This is a genomic window from Thiohalocapsa halophila, from assembly GCF_016583825.1.
In the GTDB taxonomy this organism is placed as follows: Bacteria; Pseudomonadota; Gammaproteobacteria; order Chromatiales; family Chromatiaceae; genus Thiohalocapsa; species Thiohalocapsa halophila.
The window spans coordinates 38,295-52,770 of sequence record NZ_NRRV01000024.1 but is presented as its reverse complement, the minus strand read 5'-3'; the positions used below and the strand labels follow the sequence as shown (position 1 = coordinate 52,770).

At 68.8% G+C, this 14,476-nt stretch carries 18 protein-coding genes; 8 read left to right on the top strand and 10 right to left on the bottom strand.

The genetic code is table 11. From position 1 onward, the window contains the following. Positions 1 to 94 precede the first annotated feature (94 nt). From CKO31_RS11640 to CKO31_RS11615, 6 genes are all read right to left on the bottom strand, one after another. Complete coding sequence (locus CKO31_RS11640; protein ID WP_200237385.1) at positions 95 to 850, bottom strand: hypothetical protein; 756 nt, start codon at positions 848 to 850, stop codon at positions 95 to 97. A 51-nt stretch (positions 851 to 901) separates the two neighbouring features. Then, a complete protein-coding gene (locus tag CKO31_RS11635; RefSeq protein ID WP_200237382.1) occupies positions 902 to 1,108 on the bottom strand; it encodes a hypothetical protein in 207 nt (68 codons plus the stop codon). Continuing rightward, on the bottom strand, positions 1,086 to 1,649 hold the full coding sequence (locus tag CKO31_RS11630; protein WP_200237379.1) for a nucleotidyltransferase: 564 nt from the start codon (positions 1,647 to 1,649) through the stop codon (positions 1,086 to 1,088). The genes CKO31_RS11635 and CKO31_RS11630 overlap by 23 nt, the downstream gene beginning before the upstream one ends. Before the next feature lie 52 nt (positions 1,650 to 1,701). Then, positions 1,702 to 2,439, bottom strand: coding sequence for a response regulator (locus CKO31_RS11625; protein ID WP_200237376.1), 738 nt, complete (start codon positions 2,437 to 2,439; stop codon positions 1,702 to 1,704). Next, positions 2,436 to 2,855: a sensor histidine kinase gene (locus CKO31_RS11620; RefSeq protein WP_200237374.1), complete on the bottom strand. Its 420-nt coding sequence runs from the start codon at positions 2,853 to 2,855 to the stop codon at positions 2,436 to 2,438. Before CKO31_RS11620 ends, CKO31_RS11625 begins: the two co-directional genes overlap by 4 nt. Positions 2,856 to 3,153: 298 nt before the next feature. Next, positions 3,154 to 3,405: a ribbon-helix-helix protein, CopG family gene (locus CKO31_RS11615; protein ID WP_200237371.1), complete on the bottom strand. Its 252-nt coding sequence runs from the start codon at positions 3,403 to 3,405 to the stop codon at positions 3,154 to 3,156. 435 nt (positions 3,406 to 3,840) lie between these two features. Here CKO31_RS11615 and CKO31_RS11610 point away from each other — a divergent pair, with 435 nt between their 5' ends. Further along, complete coding sequence (locus CKO31_RS11610) at positions 3,841 to 4,212, top strand: hypothetical protein (protein ID WP_200237368.1); 372 nt, start codon at positions 3,841 to 3,843, stop codon at positions 4,210 to 4,212. Positions 4,213 to 4,281: 69 nt separating this feature from the next. Here the strand turns inward: CKO31_RS11610 and CKO31_RS11605 are convergent, their stop codons facing one another. The 3 genes from CKO31_RS11605 to CKO31_RS11595 are packed head-to-tail and all read right to left on the bottom strand — an operon-like array spanning position 4,282 to position 6,057. Continuing rightward, positions 4,282 to 4,542, bottom strand: a complete 261-nt coding sequence (locus CKO31_RS11605) for a BrnA antitoxin family protein (RefSeq protein ID WP_200237365.1) — start codon at positions 4,540 to 4,542, stop codon at positions 4,282 to 4,284. Beyond that, on the bottom strand, positions 4,532 to 4,768 hold the full coding sequence (locus CKO31_RS11600; RefSeq protein ID WP_200237363.1) for a BrnT family toxin: 237 nt from the start codon (positions 4,766 to 4,768) through the stop codon (positions 4,532 to 4,534). Before CKO31_RS11600 ends, CKO31_RS11605 begins: the two co-directional genes overlap by 11 nt. Before the next feature lie 35 nt (positions 4,769 to 4,803). After that, positions 4,804 to 6,057 carry a potassium/proton antiporter gene (locus CKO31_RS11595; RefSeq protein ID WP_242475308.1) on the bottom strand — a complete coding sequence of 418 codons (1,254 nt, stop codon included), beginning with the start codon at positions 6,055 to 6,057 and terminating at the stop codon, positions 4,804 to 4,806. Positions 6,058 to 6,295: 238 nt separating this feature from the next. Here CKO31_RS11595 and galE point away from each other — a divergent pair, with 238 nt between their 5' ends. The 5 genes from galE (at position 6,296) to msrQ (ending at position 11,921) form a co-directional block, all read left to right on the top strand. After that, positions 6,296 to 7,306, top strand: coding sequence for a UDP-glucose 4-epimerase GalE (galE, locus tag CKO31_RS11590; RefSeq protein WP_200237360.1), 1,011 nt, complete (start codon positions 6,296 to 6,298; stop codon positions 7,304 to 7,306). Then, positions 7,303 to 8,490, top strand: coding sequence for a glycosyltransferase (locus CKO31_RS11585; RefSeq protein ID WP_200237357.1), 1,188 nt, complete (start codon positions 7,303 to 7,305; stop codon positions 8,488 to 8,490). The genes galE and CKO31_RS11585 overlap by 4 nt, the downstream gene beginning before the upstream one ends. Then, positions 8,487 to 9,590, top strand: a complete 1,104-nt coding sequence (locus CKO31_RS11580) for a glycosyltransferase family 4 protein (protein ID WP_306341730.1) — start codon at positions 8,487 to 8,489, stop codon at positions 9,588 to 9,590. The genes CKO31_RS11585 and CKO31_RS11580 overlap by 4 nt, the downstream gene beginning before the upstream one ends. A gap of 156 nt (positions 9,591 to 9,746) precedes the next feature. Then, positions 9,747 to 10,709 carry a protein-methionine-sulfoxide reductase catalytic subunit MsrP gene (msrP, locus tag CKO31_RS11575; protein ID WP_200237352.1) on the top strand — a complete coding sequence of 321 codons (963 nt, stop codon included), beginning with the start codon at positions 9,747 to 9,749 and terminating at the stop codon, positions 10,707 to 10,709. Between the two features lie 606 nt (positions 10,710 to 11,315). Next, the gene (msrQ, locus tag CKO31_RS11570; RefSeq protein ID WP_322789130.1) at positions 11,316 to 11,921 is read left to right on the top strand and encodes a protein-methionine-sulfoxide reductase heme-binding subunit MsrQ; all 606 of its coding nucleotides are present in this window, start codon (positions 11,316 to 11,318) and stop codon (positions 11,919 to 11,921) included. 66 nt (positions 11,922 to 11,987) lie between these two features. On the opposite strand, the gene CKO31_RS11565 is transcribed toward msrQ, so the two are convergent. Beyond that, the gene (locus tag CKO31_RS11565) at positions 11,988 to 12,443 is read right to left on the bottom strand and encodes a molybdenum cofactor biosynthesis protein MoaE (protein WP_200237347.1); all 456 of its coding nucleotides are present in this window, start codon (positions 12,441 to 12,443) and stop codon (positions 11,988 to 11,990) included. Between the two features lie 299 nt (positions 12,444 to 12,742). Here CKO31_RS11565 and CKO31_RS11560 point away from each other — a divergent pair, with 299 nt between their 5' ends. Continuing rightward, complete coding sequence (locus tag CKO31_RS11560; protein ID WP_200237345.1) at positions 12,743 to 12,994, top strand: hypothetical protein; 252 nt, start codon at positions 12,743 to 12,745, stop codon at positions 12,992 to 12,994. Positions 12,995 to 13,031: 37 nt separating this feature from the next. Then, the gene (locus CKO31_RS11555; protein WP_200237342.1) at positions 13,032 to 14,393 is read left to right on the top strand and encodes an APC family permease; all 1,362 of its coding nucleotides are present in this window, start codon (positions 13,032 to 13,034) and stop codon (positions 14,391 to 14,393) included. Positions 14,394 to 14,476 lie beyond the last annotated feature (83 nt).

The following is a 14,476-nucleotide window of genomic DNA, read 5'->3' as shown; positions in this document are numbered from 1 at the left end:
TGCTGCTGCCGCTGCCGCAATGCCGCTGCCGACGCGGCGCCAGGCGCGGGCAGCCCGGCTGACGCTACACCGGACGCTGTGCGCAGGCGCGCCGTCAGCCCCCGGAGATCACCGCCGCGGGGATTTCGTAGACCTCCTCGCCCACGGTCACCGTCCAGAGGTCTCCGTGCTGGCTCGCCGATACCGCGTCGCTGGCTGGCGTGGACCACTCGCCGTTGTGCAGGTAGAGAGTGCGCGCCGCGCCGGGCGCCACGTCGGCGCCGGGCCGGATGACGAAGACGGTCGCACCCTCGTCCATGCGATAGCGCACGACCTTGAAGGGGCAGGCAGCGGCCTGCATGGGCCGCCCGCCGCGGGCGCAGCCGAGGTCGCCGCGGGCGTCCCACTCCCTGGGCCCGAAGTCGTTGGCCTCACGGGCGGTGCCGGGGTCCGGCTCGCCGGCGACCTCGACCTGGAGCCGATAGTCCGCGGTCTCGCCGCGGCGGGCGGCGGCGCGGTAGAGGTAGACGCGGAGCTTCCAGTCGCCGTCGAGGTCCAGCGTGCCCACGTAGCGGTTCAGCTCCGGCCCGGTGTGGCCGGCGTAGACGGCAACGTTCTCCGCATCCGGCGGGATGACGTTGAAGTAGGCGGCGGTGTTGTCGCTGTCCATGGTCACCGACAGCGTCTGCCCGGCGCGGGCGCCGAGCAGATAGTCGATGCTCCCGCGGCCCTGGATGCTGCCGGCGATGACCGCGCCGGTGGCGCCGGGGGCGAAGTGCACTCGCTCGGTGCGGATGTCGCCCGCGCGCACGGTGGCTGCCGCGACGACGGCGATGAGCAGCAGCGGCAACAGCTTGGCGGCGATGGGCATGGCGAGGGCTCTTATTTCAAAGGTGGTGACGCGACAGCGTAAGACCCGGGCTCAGAGACGCCAGTTGTCGCCGACGAAGCGGACCGGTTTCGCGCCCTTGAAGAACTTGGCCGCGGCGGTGGCCCAGCGGCAGTAGCGCTCGCGTGCCTCCATGGTCTGCGCGACCACCGCCGGACTGCGCTCGGCGGCGGACTGGACGAAGCCGCGCCCGGTGAGCCCGCGCAACGCCGCGCGGTCAGTCTCGGTCAGTCTTGCCATACCAGCCCTCGATGCGCGGCAGCTCGGCGTCGAGCCCGAAGATGTGGAGATAGTCCTTGATCAGCTCCCAGTCCAGCGCCCGGCCGAGCGCTGCCCGGGCCTCCACGAGCAATTTGATGTCCGCCCAGTCCGCGGCGGCGCGCTGCGGGTCGTTTACCGCCGCCTGCACCTTGAGCCCGACGATGTCCTCCACCCGAGCCACCGGCAGCGTCAGCCCGTCGGCGACGGGGATTTGGTCGGCGCGCCGGAGCATGCTGAGGCTCGGGCCGCGGAAGGCGTGCAGGATGTCGATGCGGCCCAGGTCCGGTGGCTCACCGATATAGTGGGAGACGTTCTCACTGTGAAAATCGCGGCTGTAGCCGGCGCTGCGCAGGATCTCATCCGCCCGCTCCAGATCGTCCAGCATCAGCAGGAAGTCCAGGTCCACCGTCGCGCGCTGCACGCCCCGCAGGGCCATGGCGAAACCGCCAATGAGCGCGAATCGTACCCTGGCCGCTTCGAGCCGCTGCCCGACTTGGCGCAGGACCTGGAGAAAGTCCATCTAAAGACCGGGACGGTATACGAATCTTGCGATGAGGGCGCTGTCCACCGCCTCATTCCGCCGTCACCAGCCCGGCGCGAATCGCAAAGCGCACCAGCCCCGGGAGGTTGTCGATTTGGAGCTTGTGCATGACGCGCGAGCGGTAGGTCTCGACGGTCTTGACGCTGATGCCGAGCGCGTCTGCGATGTTCTTTGCCCGCTGGCCGCGCGCCAGCATGCAGAGCACCTCGCGCTCGCGGGCCGTAAGCAATTCGCGGTCCATCTCCGGGCAGCGCCCGAGAGGCGTTGCTTGCGCATCTTCACTGAAGGGATCGGGTCCCGCACGCAGCGCGCGGCTCAGGTAGCACTCGCCGCGGGTGGCGGCGTCGATGGCCTGCAACAACTCACCGCTGACGTCGTTCTTCAGCACATAGGCCAGGGCGCCGGCTTCCTGCATGCGCCTCACGTAGTGACCGTCGGCATACATGGACAGCGCCACCACGGCGCAGCCCGGTGCCGCGGTTTGGATAGCGGATGCGGCATCGACACCGGTGATGTCCGGCAGCCCCACGTCCAGCACCACCACGTCCGGCGCGAACTCCGCTGCGAGGCGCACCGCCTCGCTCCCCGTGGCGGCCTCGCCCACCACCTGCCGCTCCGCGCTGCGCTCCAGCAGCGCCGACAGGCCCTCGCGGAAGAGGGCGTGGTCGTCGCACAGCAACAGCCGCAGCGGGCGCGTCGGCGCGGCCTGGCGGTCAAGGCTGGCGGCATTGGCCGGCGGGTCGTTTCGGACCATGCTGGTTTGGCTCATGCTGAACTCCCGGCGGCCGCGCGCCGTGGCAAAAGGATGCGAGCCCGGGTGCCGCGCGGGCCGCTGTCGATGCTGAGGGTGCCGTCCAGCAGGGCGACACGCTCGCGGATACTGTAAAGGCCGAAGCCGCCGGTCGCGACGCTGTCCACCGCTGACAGCGGGCGCTGCGGCGGCGCCGTGCCGTCGGTGTGCCGGTAGTCGGGCGCATCGCCGTCGGCGGGCGGCGCCGAGCGCGCAAGACCCACCCCATCGTCGGCGACCACCAGTGTGACGCTGGCGTCGTCCCAGGCCAGCTCGATGCTGCCCTGGCTCGCGTCGGCGTGCTTGATCAGGTTGTACACCAGCTCGCGGGCGCATTGGAACAGCGTGACCGACAACACGCGCGACAGCACCACCGGCTGATCTGCGGGAGACATGCGCCAGCTGATGGGGATGCACCCCGCGCTGGCCCATGCGCTCGGCGAAAAGGGGTCAGCGCCGAATGGCACTAACTTAAGCGGCGTCTTCATAAAAACAGTCACTTAGCGAAGCGGTTGGCCTGCAACCCGAACAGCTCCAGGCCGTCCGACATGCGAAGACCGCCCGCTTGTGCCGCAGGAGAGCTTGGATCGTCGTATCGTAGTCAACGTAAGTGTCTGATTCATATCGCGGACTGGCTTAAGTTAGCGCCATTCGGCTCTGACCCCTTTTTTCGGCGCGATCAGCGGGCCGCTGTCAACGACGATGCTTGGCATCGATGCGCTCGCGGATCAGCGCCTTGCGCCGGGTGCTGCGATCCGGGTCGCCACTGGCAAAGCGTTCGAACAGCGACGCGCCGGTTGCGTACGGGGTCGACGGCTCCTCCGTGCGCGCGAGCTTGTCGCGGATTGCCTCGCGCACGAAGGCCGAGAGGGGGATCCCCTCGGCGGCCAAGTGGCGCCTTAGGGCGTCCTCGGTGTCCTGATCCAGACGGATGGAAATGGTCATGGCCGCCTCGGTGTATTACGACTGCGTACGACAGAGTAGGGGCGCCACCGCACGGCTGAGCAACCCGTTGCTCCGCGACCGGTCCGTGGGCTGCCGGCGCGGCGGGGTCGGGATCCACCTGGGGGTATTGCGTAAGGCATTGACTGACGAGGTTTCCTGATTGTCCGGGCTGCGGATCTCCCATACCCTCTCGGGTTTGTCGGCGTGCAGGCTCAGCGGAGTGCCGGGCGGCTTGGCCGGGTGGCGGCCGCCGGTGGTCCAGGGGGGAGAGCGCGCTCCAGGTTCTGACGGTTGTCGTGGTCCGCAGCGGGCAGGTACTGGGGCCGCGGCCTTGTTGACCGGCTGCCGGGCAGCGGCGGGACGCCGCTGCCCGGCATACTGCCCCGTCTTCTCACTCAGCATCGGCGCGCGGCGCTGGCACCGGATGTTCCAGCCATGTCCATCAGCTCCAGATCCCGCACGGCCCTGGCCGCCGCAGTGCTGTCCCTCGGCTTGTACGCGCTGACCGACGTGCCCAACGCCGCCGCGTTGCTGGATGAGGCCGCGGCGGCGGCGCCGCAGGCCGGGGAGCCGGACATGCTGCGTGCGGTGCTGCTCTTGCAGGACGGCGCCGCGGACGCTGCGCTGGCGGCCCTGGGCCGCGCGCTCGGCAAGGCACCGGACGCTAATTATGGTGACGGTAACCTTAATTGCACGCTTGATGCGAGGGCGGAAGCGACGCTGCGAGCGCGAAGGAGGTGTTTGCCGGCCGCTGCCTGTTGCCTCGGCAAGGGCGAGACGACAGCTTGGCTGCGGGTAATTGCGTAGACTGTCCCCATTTTGGGGCGGCACGCATCCGAATTGCGGTTGAGCGGTCATTCGGGCGCGTCGCGCGCTTCAAGCCGCGGAATGCAGCTCCTCGCGCAGAATACGGCGCAGCGCCTCCTCGTCGACCGGCCGGCGCGCCAGGTGCTCGCGCAGGGCAAGGTTAATGAGTGTCTGATAGCCGATGCCCTGCTCGTCGGCACGCTGGCGGAAGGCATCCAGGACCTCGTCGTCGAGCATGATCGTGATCCGGGTCTTGCCGGCGCGCAGGCGGTTCAGATGGTCGATCTCTGTCGCGCGACGCGCGTTGCTCATGTCGTATTCAGTTTTCATACGCTTGCTGCTCTCTCTTCGTGGCTTGGCGAGCCGAGATCAGCCGAACGGTGTCCGGCGGACGATAGGTGTAAACGACCGTCAACAGGCGTCCCAGCGCATCCCTGCCAACGGCCACGAAACGCTGTTCGCCTTTGGCGTCTGTGTCCTCGCGCACCAGCGCGCGGGGATCGAAGAGCACCGGCGCGGCGTCTTCCAGGTCGACGCCGTGCTTGCGTCGATTCATGGTGCCGCCTCGGCTATCGAGCAACGGGCTGCGGCTCAGGGCCGCAGGGGATCAGCGTTCGCCGGGGTGCCCGCGGCTAGGTCGGGCGGCGCCTCCAGGTCCAGGCGGCGCGCGAGCCAAGGGATGGTCCAGCCCTGGAGCACCAGGGAGGCGATGACCACCAGGAAGACGATGTTGAAGAAGTCCGTCGCCACCGGACCCGGGCTCAGCACTGGAATGATGGCGAGGAAGATGGGCACGGCGCCGCGCAGGCCCACCCAGGCGATGAAGAGCCGCTCCTTCAGCGTGTAGCGAAAGGGCAGCAGGCACAGGCCGACGGCCACGGGCCGGGCGACGAAGATGAGCACGGCGGCCACGCCGGCGGCGGCCAAGGTCTCCGCCGCAAGCTCGCTCGGTGTCACCAGGATGCCGAGCAGCAGGAACATCAGGATCTGGCTCAGCCAGGCGAGGCTGCCGTGGGTGATGTCCAGCTCATCCCGGCGCCGTCCGTCCAGCCTGTGCATGGTGAGCACGCCGCAGAGGTAGACGGCGAGGTAGCCGCTGCCGCCGGCGAGCTGCGTACCCTCGAACAGGGCCAGCGCCGCCGCCAACGCCAGCACGCCGTAGAGGCCCCGGGCGAGCTCGAGGCGCTGCACGATCCAGCCCAGCAGCAGCCCGCCGAGCAGGCCGGCCGCCGCACCGATGCCGATCTGCTGCGCGAAGCTGCCGACGAGTGCCCGGGAGAGGGTGTCGGTGCCGCCGCCGGCGTCGACGATGGTCACCAAGGTGAGGGTCAGGAAGATGGCCATCGGGTCGTTGAGACCGGACTCGACGACAATGGTCTCCATGACCCGCCCGCGCAGGCGGATGCCGCGCCCTTGCAGGAGCAGGAAGGTGGCGGCGGCGTCCGTGGAGCCGATGACCGCGCCCAGCAGCAGGGCGACGGCGAGCGCCATGCCGGCGGCCCAGACCGCGAGCCCAACCACGCCGGCGGTGATGGCGACACCCAGGGTCGCGAGGAGCAGCGCCGGGCCCCAGCAGACGCGGATGTCCGTCAGCCGGGTGCCGAGACCGCCGGCGAAGAGAATGACGGCGAGGGCGATGCTGCCGATGTCGTAGACCAGCTCGAAGTCGTCGAAGGCGAAGCCGCCGGGGCCGTCCTGCCCCACCAGCATGCCGACACCGAGGAACAACAGCAGGATGGGCGCGCCGAGGCGGGTCGCCAGCGGGCTGATGAGCACGCTCGCGAGCACCACGGTCGCCGCCAGCAGCACGGCGAGCTCCACGGAGAGATCCAACGAGGCAACCATATCGAAGGCGGGAAACGAGTGCTGACGGGGACCGATTGGCGCGCGCAGCTTACCGTCACGGCGCCTTGCTGTCAGTGTGTGCGCTGGGGAGGCGGCGGCCGGCGCGTGTGGTTATGTTCAGTGCGGGCGCTGGGCCGGCACTGGCCGCACAGGGCGCAGCATGCCGGCGGTGGTCCGCGCAACGGGCGGCCGGACTTCGCTAGAATGCGCGGCAACGGCCTATCTCGGAGCTCTCTCTATGCGTGTCCTCGTCACCGGCGGCGCCGGTTATATCGGCAGCCATACCTGCGTCGAGCTGCTCGCCGCCGGGCACGAGGTCGTCGTCGTCGACAACCTGCATAACAGCAAGCCGGCGGCGCTGGAGCGGGTGCAGACCTTGGCGGGTCGGCCGCTCGCCTTGGTGCAGGCGGATCTGCGCGATGCAAGGGCGCTGGCGGCGCTGTTCGGCGATTTCGCATTCGATGCCGTGATCCATTTCGCCGGGCTCAAGGCCGTCGGCGAGTCCACGCAGATCCCGCTCGACTACTACGACAACAACGTCCATGGCACGGTCTGTCTGTGCCAGGCGATGGCCGCCGCCGGCGTCAAGCGACTGGTGTTCAGCTCGTCGGCGACGGTCTATGGCGACCCGGCCTCGGTGCCCATCCGCGAGGACTTCCCGCTGGCGGCCACGAACCCCTACGGCCGCACCAAGCTGATGATCGAGGAGATCCTGCGTGACCTGCACGCCGCCGACGCCGCCTGGGACATCGCGCTGCTGCGCTACTTCAACCCGGTGGGCGCGCATGCGAGCGGGCGCATCGGCGAGGACCCCAACGGCATCCCGAACAACCTGATGCCCTTCATCGCCCAGGTCGCCGTGGGCAAGCTGCCGGAGCTCAAGGTCTTCGGCGACGACTACGACACGCCGGACGGTACCGGGGTGCGCGACTACATCCACGTCGTGGACCTCGCCCGCGGACACCTCGCCGCCCTGGAGCGGCTGACGGCGGGGCCGGGCGTGGTCACCTACAATCTCGGCACCGGGCGCGGCTATAGCGTCTTGGAGGTGCTGCGGGCCTTTGCGGGCGCCGCCGAGCGCGAGATTCCCTACCGTGTCGTGGCCCGCCGCTGCGGCGACATCGCCGCCTGCTATGCCGACCCCGAATTGGCCGCCGCGGAGCTCGGCTGGCGTGCCGAGCTCGGGATCGATGCCATGGTGACGGACCACTGGCGCTGGCAGCGCGAGAACCCGAACGGCTACGCATGAACGTGCTGACGGATGCCGCGCGCCTCGCCGACGCCGCGCCGGTGAAGGTCCTCCAAGTCGTGCACGGTCTGCCGCGGGGTGGACTCGAGAACGGCGTCGTCAACCTGTTGAACGGCCTGCCGGCCGGGCAGTTCCAGCAAAGCGTCGTCTGCCTGGACCGCCGCGGCGAGATGGCCGATCGCGTAGCCCCGCAGGTCCCCGTCGACGTGCTGGGCCGCCGCCGCCACGACCTCACGCTGGCGCTGCGCTTGGCGCGGGTGATCCGCCGCACCCGTCCGCAGGTGATCCACTGCCGCAACTGGAACACCTGGCCGGATACGGTGCTGGCGCATCGGCTCGCCGCCTGCCGCAGCACCCTGGTTTGGTCGTTCCACGGCTTCGCCGACGGCCACTGGTTTCCCCGGCGCCGGCGGCTGGCGAGCCGCGGCTTGTCACTGGCGACGGACCAGCTCTTCGCCGTCTGCCGCGACTCGGCGGAGCGCTTCGCGCGTCTCGCCGGCATCCCTCCGGGTCGCTTCGAGGTCCTCTACAACGGCGTCGACTGCCGGCGCTTCGCCCCCAGTGCGCAGCGCGACGCGCTGCGCGCCGCGCTGGGCTTCGCGCCCAACGAGCTTGTGATCCTCACCGTGGCCAGCCTCACGCCCGTGAAGGGCCATGCGCATCTGTTGGAGGCGGCGGCGCAGGTGCTGGCGGGCACGCCGCGGCAGGTGCGCTTCCTGTGGCTGGGCGAGGGGCGTGAGCGGGCGGCGCTGGAGGCGCGCATCCACGATCTCGGCCTGGACGGGCGTGTTCAATTGCCGGGCGGGAGCGACCAGGTGCCCCGCTACTTGGCGGCGGCGGACCTGTTCGTACTGCCGAGCCAGCTGGAGGGCATGAGCAATGCCATCCTGGAAGCCATGGCGAGCGGTCTGCCGGTGGTCGCCCATGCGGTGGGCGGCAACCCGGAGCTGGTGGATCACGGCCACAGCGGCCTGCTGTGTCCAGCCGATGACCTGGATGCCCTCGCCGGGGTCATCGGTCGGCTGGTGCGCAACGATGGCGAGCGTGCAACGCTGGGCGCAGCTGCGCGCATGCGCGCTGAGCAGATCTTTTCGCTAGACGCCATGTTGATGCGCTACGCAGACTTCTACCGTCACGCGGCGGTGGGCGCGACTCGGGGATCCTCCAGTCTCGGACGGCAATGAGCGACCCCCTCACCCCGCATCGAGAAGTTAGGCCCAGGGTACTGATGGTTGGCCCGCTTCCGCCTCCCGTTGGAGGCATGGCTACCGTGGTGCAGAATCTGACGCACGCCCTCTCGGACCGTGTCGCCCTGCGCGTCATCAACAATGTTAAGACCACCGCGACGGACCGCAGTCTGTGGCAAGGCGTCGCGGCGCAACTGCGGTTGCTTGGACGACTCGCCGGTGTGTGCCTGACATGGCGCCCGACCGCGGTGCATATTCATACGTGCTCGTGGTTTTCTTTTTGGCGCAACGGCGCCGACTTGGTGCTTGTACGCCTACTTGGACGGCGGGCGGTGTTACATATCCACGGCGGGCAGTTCCACCGATTCCTGGAAAGCTTAACTGGTGTGCGTGCTTGGCTTGCACGTCGTCTATTGAGTGCGGCGCATCGGATCGTGGTCCTGAGCCCAGGGTGGCGCGAGATCCTTTTGCCATGGGCCAATTCGGCACGAATCGTTGTGGTGCCGAATGGTGTTCCGGTGCGCGAACCAGCGACGCCACCGAATGACGGTCCGTTCCGCATCCTCTGTCTGGCCCACTACCAGTCTGGTAAGGGCCAGGAGGATCTTCTGCGAGCAACGGCGGCGCTGCGCGTACACCGGGCCGTCAGGGTTGACCTGCTGGGCTCAGAGGCTGAGCCCGGCCGGCGTGAAGCGCTTATGGCGCTCGCTCGGGAGCTGGGCCTTGACGGCGTGAAAGTGCCTGGGCCTGTCGTCGGCGCGGCCAAGAACGCAAAACTCGCCGCGGCGCACTGCTTCTGCCTGCCGTCTTACAACGAGGGGCTGCCCATGTCCATGCTGGAGGCCATGGCCGTGGGGCTGCCCGTGGTGGCCACCCGGGTGGGCGCCATTCCGGAGGCGCTGGTGGACGGCGCGGAGGGCTTGTTGTTCGCACCCGGCGACACCGCCGCACTCACCGGCCATCTGCAGCGGCTCATCACCGAGCCCGCCGCCGCTGCCGCCCTCGGTGCTGCCGGCCGCGAGCGCTTGGCGCGTGACTTCAGCCTGGCGCACTCGGCGGAGCTGCTGCTGGGCGTCTATGCGTCCCTCGCTCGCTGACCGCGGCGTCTGCGCCGGCCCGGGAGCCGCCGACCAAGGCCGGGCATCCCGCCCGGAGCAAGAGGCGGCGAATGCATGGGCGTTTTGCAGTTGCAGTGAAACCAAAGCCCCAGTGGTCCGGTCTGAAAAACGGTTCAGACGTCACGAGGCACATCCATGCTGATCAAGCGACCGAGCGACATCCCGGCTTCGGAGATCACGCCGCGTTCGGTGTATTTGCGCCGGCGGGAATTCCTGCAAACGGCGGCGGCAGCGGGCGTCGGTGCTGCGCTGGGCGGCGCCTCACTGCTCTCGGCGCCCGCGGTTCGTGCCGGCGAGCCGATTCCGGACGTGCGCCCGAGCCGACTCTCCACCGACGAGACGCTCACGGGTCGTGAGGACATCACCAGCTACAACAACTTCTACGAGCTAGGCACCGACAAGCGCGACCCCAAGCGCAACGCCGATCAGCTCGAGACCCGTCCTTGGCCGGTGGTGGTGGAGGGCGAGTGCGAGGCGCCCGGTGTCATCGGCATCGAGGATATCCTGCGCGACTTCCCACAGGAGGAGCGCATCTACCGGCTGCGCTGCGTGGAGGCCTGGGCTATGGTGGTGCCCTGGGTCGGCTTCCCGCTGGTGAACCTGCTGACGCGCTTCAAGCCGACTTCGAAGGCCAAGTACGTCGCCTTCGAGACCCTCTATGACCCCGAGATGTTACCGGGGCAGCGGCGCGGCATCATGGATTGGCCCTATCGCGAGGGGCTGCGCATGGACGAGGCCATGCATCCGCTCACCATCCTGGCGACGGGCCTCTACGGCGAGATCCTGCCCAACCAGAACGGCGCGCCGCTGCGGCTGGTGGTGCCCTGGAAGTACGGCTTCAAGAGCATCAAGTCCATCGTGCGCATCCGCTTCACCGAGGATCAGCCCTCGGCGACTTGGAACATGATGCAGCCGAGCGAGTACGGCTTCTATGCCAACGTCAATCCGGAGGTGGACCACCCGCGCTGGAGCCAGAAGAGCCACCGGATGATCGGCGCGGGCCTGTTCGCCCGCAAGCGCCCGACGCTCAAGTTCAACGGCTACGGCGAGCAGGTGGCGTCTTTGTATGATGGGATGGATTTGGCGGAGTTTTACTGATTGGGGAGGGGGCGTGGTGCGTGGTGCGTGGTGCGCAGTGCGTGGCGACAGCTTGCGTGTGTGGGCCTCGCTGTCGGTAGTACGGAGTACGAAGTACGGGGCGCTGCGGCAGGCGTGCGCGTTCATGTCGTGACACCGCTCTGAAATTGGGAAAGCAATCGCCGGAGGTCGGGATGATCCAGTGGCCCGACGCCGCGATTGCCCTAACGGCCTAATTGTCGCGCGAGCTTGCGTCGGCCCGATCTACGCTGAGGCGCGTGGGGGCTGGCAGCAGGCAATAGTCGCCCAGTCTCTCCGGGGTGGGGAGCAACGGCAGGCGCTCTGCGTCCTGCGGCCATTGTCGCGACTTGGTCGGAGTGATGATCAAGGCCCGGCAGCTCGCAGTACGAAGGTACGCAGCATAGAGCGCGGGCTCAGCGGTCGGCGACGCACGCGCCCGCACTGCGCACCACGCACTTAACCTCCCGCACTTCCTTTGCGGCTGCCTCCCACTGCGCCAAAATCGACGCACATCGCCGCACTGCGCGCTTCTAACTTCACACCTCAAACTTCTCACTTCCCCTCGCAATGGTTTCCCGTCCAACCCCCGACCGCATCATCCGGCTCGTGAAGCCGGCCCTATTCGCCGCTTGTCTGCTCCCCTTTGTGCTCCTGGTCTGGCGCACACTGGACGGGAGCATCGGCCCGAACCCGGTGGAGGCCATTACCCACGACACCGGCGACTGGGCTCTGCGGCTGTTGCTGGCGACGCTGGCGGTGACGCCGCTGCGCCGGCTCACCGGCTGGACCTGGATGGTGCGGCTGCGGCGGATGCTCGGGCTCTATGCCTTCTTCTACGCGGCGCTGCACTTCATCACCTACCTGTGGCTGGATCAGTTCTTCGACTGGCAGGCCATTTTCGCGGACATCGCCAAGCGCCCGTATATCACCGTCGGCTTTGCGGCCCTGGTGCTGATGGTGCCGCTGGTGGTGACCTCCACCAAGGGCTGGCTGCGGCGTCTGGGCCCCCGCTGGAAACGGCTGCACCGCCTGGTCTACGCCATCGGCGTGCTGGCGGTGCTGCACTATTTGTGGCTGGTGAAGGCGGATCTGCTCGAGCCCGCCATCTACGCCGGCGTGCTGGCGGTACTGCTGGCGGCGCGCCTGCCCTGGGGCGGCTGGGAGCGCCGGCTCGCGGGCTCGGGTCGGCGCGGTGTGTCGGCGGCGCGGTGACAGCGGCGTCGGGCTTCGTGCCTCAGTCCGACCTACGGGGCTGGGTTGCTCACCCGCGCCGGCGGCTCAGCGCCAGCGCTCGGCGGCGGCGTCGTCGCTGTCGCGGGCGTCGACCCAATGCTCGCCCTGGTCGGTTTCCTCTTTCTTCCAAAAGGGGGCTTGAGTCTTGAGGTAGTCCATCAGCAGCTCGCAGCCGCGGAAGGCCTCACCGCGGTGGGCGGCGGTGACGGCGACCAGAACGAGGGGCTCGGTTGGCAGGACACGGCCGACCCGGTGCACGATGCGCACGGCCTGCAAGCCGAAACGCGCCGCGGCCTCTTCAGCGATCTGCCGCAACGCCGATTCCGTCATGCCCGGATAGTGCTCCAGGGTCATGGCCAGCACGCGGCGGCCGGCGTTTTGGTCGCGCATGAGCCCGACGAAGGCAGCGAGGGCCCCTGCGGCTGCGTCGCCGGCGAGGTCGGCCTGTAGGGCCCAGGGATCGAACGGCGCGGACTCGAGTCGGATGTCGATGGAGCTCATGCCGGGCGAGCAGGTGCGAGACCAGCGGCTGGCTTGATGTACTGGGCAAGGTACGGGCTCGGCTGGTGCGCTGCAAGCGCCTGCCGGCAACCTGTCCTGGCAGAATCGCTTCGGCGTGCGGGCGCTGCTCGGCGCGCAGGGGACGAGCCGGTCTAATTCGCATTCGCCGACCCTTGCCCGCCGGCTGCGTCGCCGCCATGCTCCGACCAAATGGCGATACCGGTGAGTGGGCGTGCTGGCCGAGCCCAGGCTCGCCGCCGGATTATGCCGCCCTATCACGCTGGAGCACGAGACCGCCGATGGCTCCGCAGCGACATTCTCCCCTGCACTGGCCGCGCCGCTTCCTGGACTGGCTCTGCGAAGGGCGCGCCGATTATCGTGAGTTCCAAGAGCGCAAAGCCACGCGCGCCTACAAGGCCAATCAGAGTACGTGTCTGATCATCTGGCTCATCGCGGCCGGGCTGCTGTTGATCTGCGGCGGCACGGGGTGCCTGCTGACTTTCGGGCTGGTGGCGACGCTGCTGTGCTTCAGCGTGCTGGACCCGGAATGAGACAGCCGCCCACAGCCGCAGCGTCGGCTGCCATGCCATGAGGGTGGCGCCCGCGCGCCGCGCACCCCAAACCTTCGATCTGCGTGCCGCCACCCTTTTGGTGGTGGCCAATATGATCGGCACGGGCGTGTTCACGACCCTCGGCCTGCAAGCCCAAGGCGTGCATAACGGCGCCGCCTTACTGCTGCTGTGGCTGCTGGGCGGCTTGGTGGCCGCCTGCGGCGCTCTGGTCTATGCCGAGCTGGCGGCAGCGCTGCCGCGCTCGGGGGGCGAATACGTTTATCTGCGCCGGAGCTTCAGCCCCGCCGTCGGGCTCATCGCGGGCTGGATCTCCACCACCGTGGGCTTCGCCGCACCCGTGGCGCTGGCGGCCATGGCCTTCGGTCAGTACGCGGCGACCGTGGTGCCGGTGGCCCCGACACCCACCGCGGCCGTGGCGGTGGTCGTGATCGCGGCCCTCCACGCCTTCGACGTCAGGCTCGGCACCGGTTTCCAGGTGCTGATGACGCTGCTCAAGATCGTGGCCATCCTGCTCTTTTGCGCCGCGGGTCTATTGCTGCCGGCGGCGCCCGGCGCCCTGACGCCGCTGCCTGACGCCGGCACCGCCGCGGCCGTCTTCTCGCCGGCGTTCGCCCTGTCGCTGGTGTATGTCTCCTACGCCTATTCGGGCTGGAATGCCGCGACCTACGTGGCCGCGGAAGTGCAATCGCCGCAGCGCCTGGTGCCGCGGGCCCTGCTGCTGGGCACGGCCCTGGTGACACTGTTGTACCTGCTATTGAACTGGGTGTTTCTGCGCAGCGTGCCGTTGGACGAGCTGGCCGGCACCGTGGAGGTGGGCGCGCTCTCGGCGCGCTGGCTGTTCGGCGAGGGCGGCGGGCGGCTGATCAGTGCCATGCTGGCGCTTTTATTGCTCTCTACCATCAGTGCCATGCTGCTGGCGGGGCCGCGCGTGTTCGAAGCCATGGCGGAAGACAGCCCCGCACTGGGCATTTTCGGTGCGCGCAACCGCCGCGGTGCACCAACAAGGGCGGTGCTGTTGTCGCTGGTGCTGGCATTGGTGCTCATTCTCACCGGCACGTTCGGCGCCGTGCTGGCCTTCGCGGGGTTTACCCTGATGCTCTCGTCGCTGCTGACCGTACTCGGTGCCCTGCGGCTGCGGCACCGGGAGCCGACGCTGCCGCGGCCCTTTCGCATCCCCTGGTATCCCTGGCCGCCGCTGGTCTATCTTTGCCTCACGGCGGCAGCGCTGCTGGTGGTGGCCTGGAGCAATCCGGCGCCCGTATTGGTCGGCCTGTGTGCCTTGGGGGCTTGCTGGTGGTGGCTCGAGCGCCACACGAGGCGAGGGGCGGGAGCGGGCGCCGACCGGCGGTCTACAAGGCCACCCCGAGCAGGGAATTGAACCCTTGCGAGGGGACCTGTCTAAGCGCAAAGTTCCCGAACACGAGGCGCCCGTCGCGCCGCTCCCTGCCGCAGTGCACTCTA

Coding starts and splice junctions, on each gene's coding strand:
- CKO31_RS11635 (WP_200237382.1), bottom strand. CDS start 1,108: ATGGCAAGACTGACCGAGACTGACCGCGCGGCGTTGCGCGGGCTCACC.
- CKO31_RS11610 (WP_200237368.1), top strand. CDS start 3,841: ATGTCCATCAGCTCCAGATCCCGCACGGCCCTGGCCGCCGCAGTGCTG.
- CKO31_RS11585 (WP_200237357.1), top strand. CDS start 7,303: ATGAACGTGCTGACGGATGCCGCGCGCCTCGCCGACGCCGCGCCGGTG.
- CKO31_RS11625 (WP_200237376.1), bottom strand. CDS start 2,439: ATGAGCCAAACCAGCATGGTCCGAAACGACCCGCCGGCCAATGCCGCC.
- CKO31_RS11595 (WP_242475308.1), bottom strand. CDS start 6,057: ATGGTTGCCTCGTTGGATCTCTCCGTGGAGCTCGCCGTGCTGCTGGCG.
- msrP (WP_200237352.1), top strand. CDS start 9,747: ATGCTGATCAAGCGACCGAGCGACATCCCGGCTTCGGAGATCACGCCG.
- CKO31_RS11555 (WP_200237342.1), top strand. CDS start 13,032: ATGAGGGTGGCGCCCGCGCGCCGCGCACCCCAAACCTTCGATCTGCGT.
- CKO31_RS11605 (WP_200237365.1), bottom strand. CDS start 4,542: ATGAAAACTGAATACGACATGAGCAACGCGCGTCGCGCGACAGAGATC.
- CKO31_RS11600 (WP_200237363.1), bottom strand. CDS start 4,768: ATGAATCGACGCAAGCACGGCGTCGACCTGGAAGACGCCGCGCCGGTG.
- CKO31_RS11630 (WP_200237379.1), bottom strand. CDS start 1,649: ATGGACTTTCTCCAGGTCCTGCGCCAAGTCGGGCAGCGGCTCGAAGCG.
- CKO31_RS11620 (WP_200237374.1), bottom strand. CDS start 2,855: ATGTCTCCCGCAGATCAGCCGGTGGTGCTGTCGCGCGTGTTGTCGGTC.
- CKO31_RS11615 (WP_200237371.1), bottom strand. CDS start 3,405: ATGACCATTTCCATCCGTCTGGATCAGGACACCGAGGACGCCCTAAGG.
- CKO31_RS11560 (WP_200237345.1), top strand. CDS start 12,743: ATGGCTCCGCAGCGACATTCTCCCCTGCACTGGCCGCGCCGCTTCCTG.
- CKO31_RS11580 (WP_306341730.1), top strand. CDS start 8,487: ATGAGCGACCCCCTCACCCCGCATCGAGAAGTTAGGCCCAGGGTACTG.
- CKO31_RS11640 (WP_200237385.1), bottom strand. CDS start 850: ATGCCCATCGCCGCCAAGCTGTTGCCGCTGCTGCTCATCGCCGTCGTC.
- CKO31_RS11565 (WP_200237347.1), bottom strand. CDS start 12,443: ATGAGCTCCATCGACATCCGACTCGAGTCCGCGCCGTTCGATCCCTGG.
- galE (WP_200237360.1), top strand. CDS start 6,296: ATGCGTGTCCTCGTCACCGGCGGCGCCGGTTATATCGGCAGCCATACC.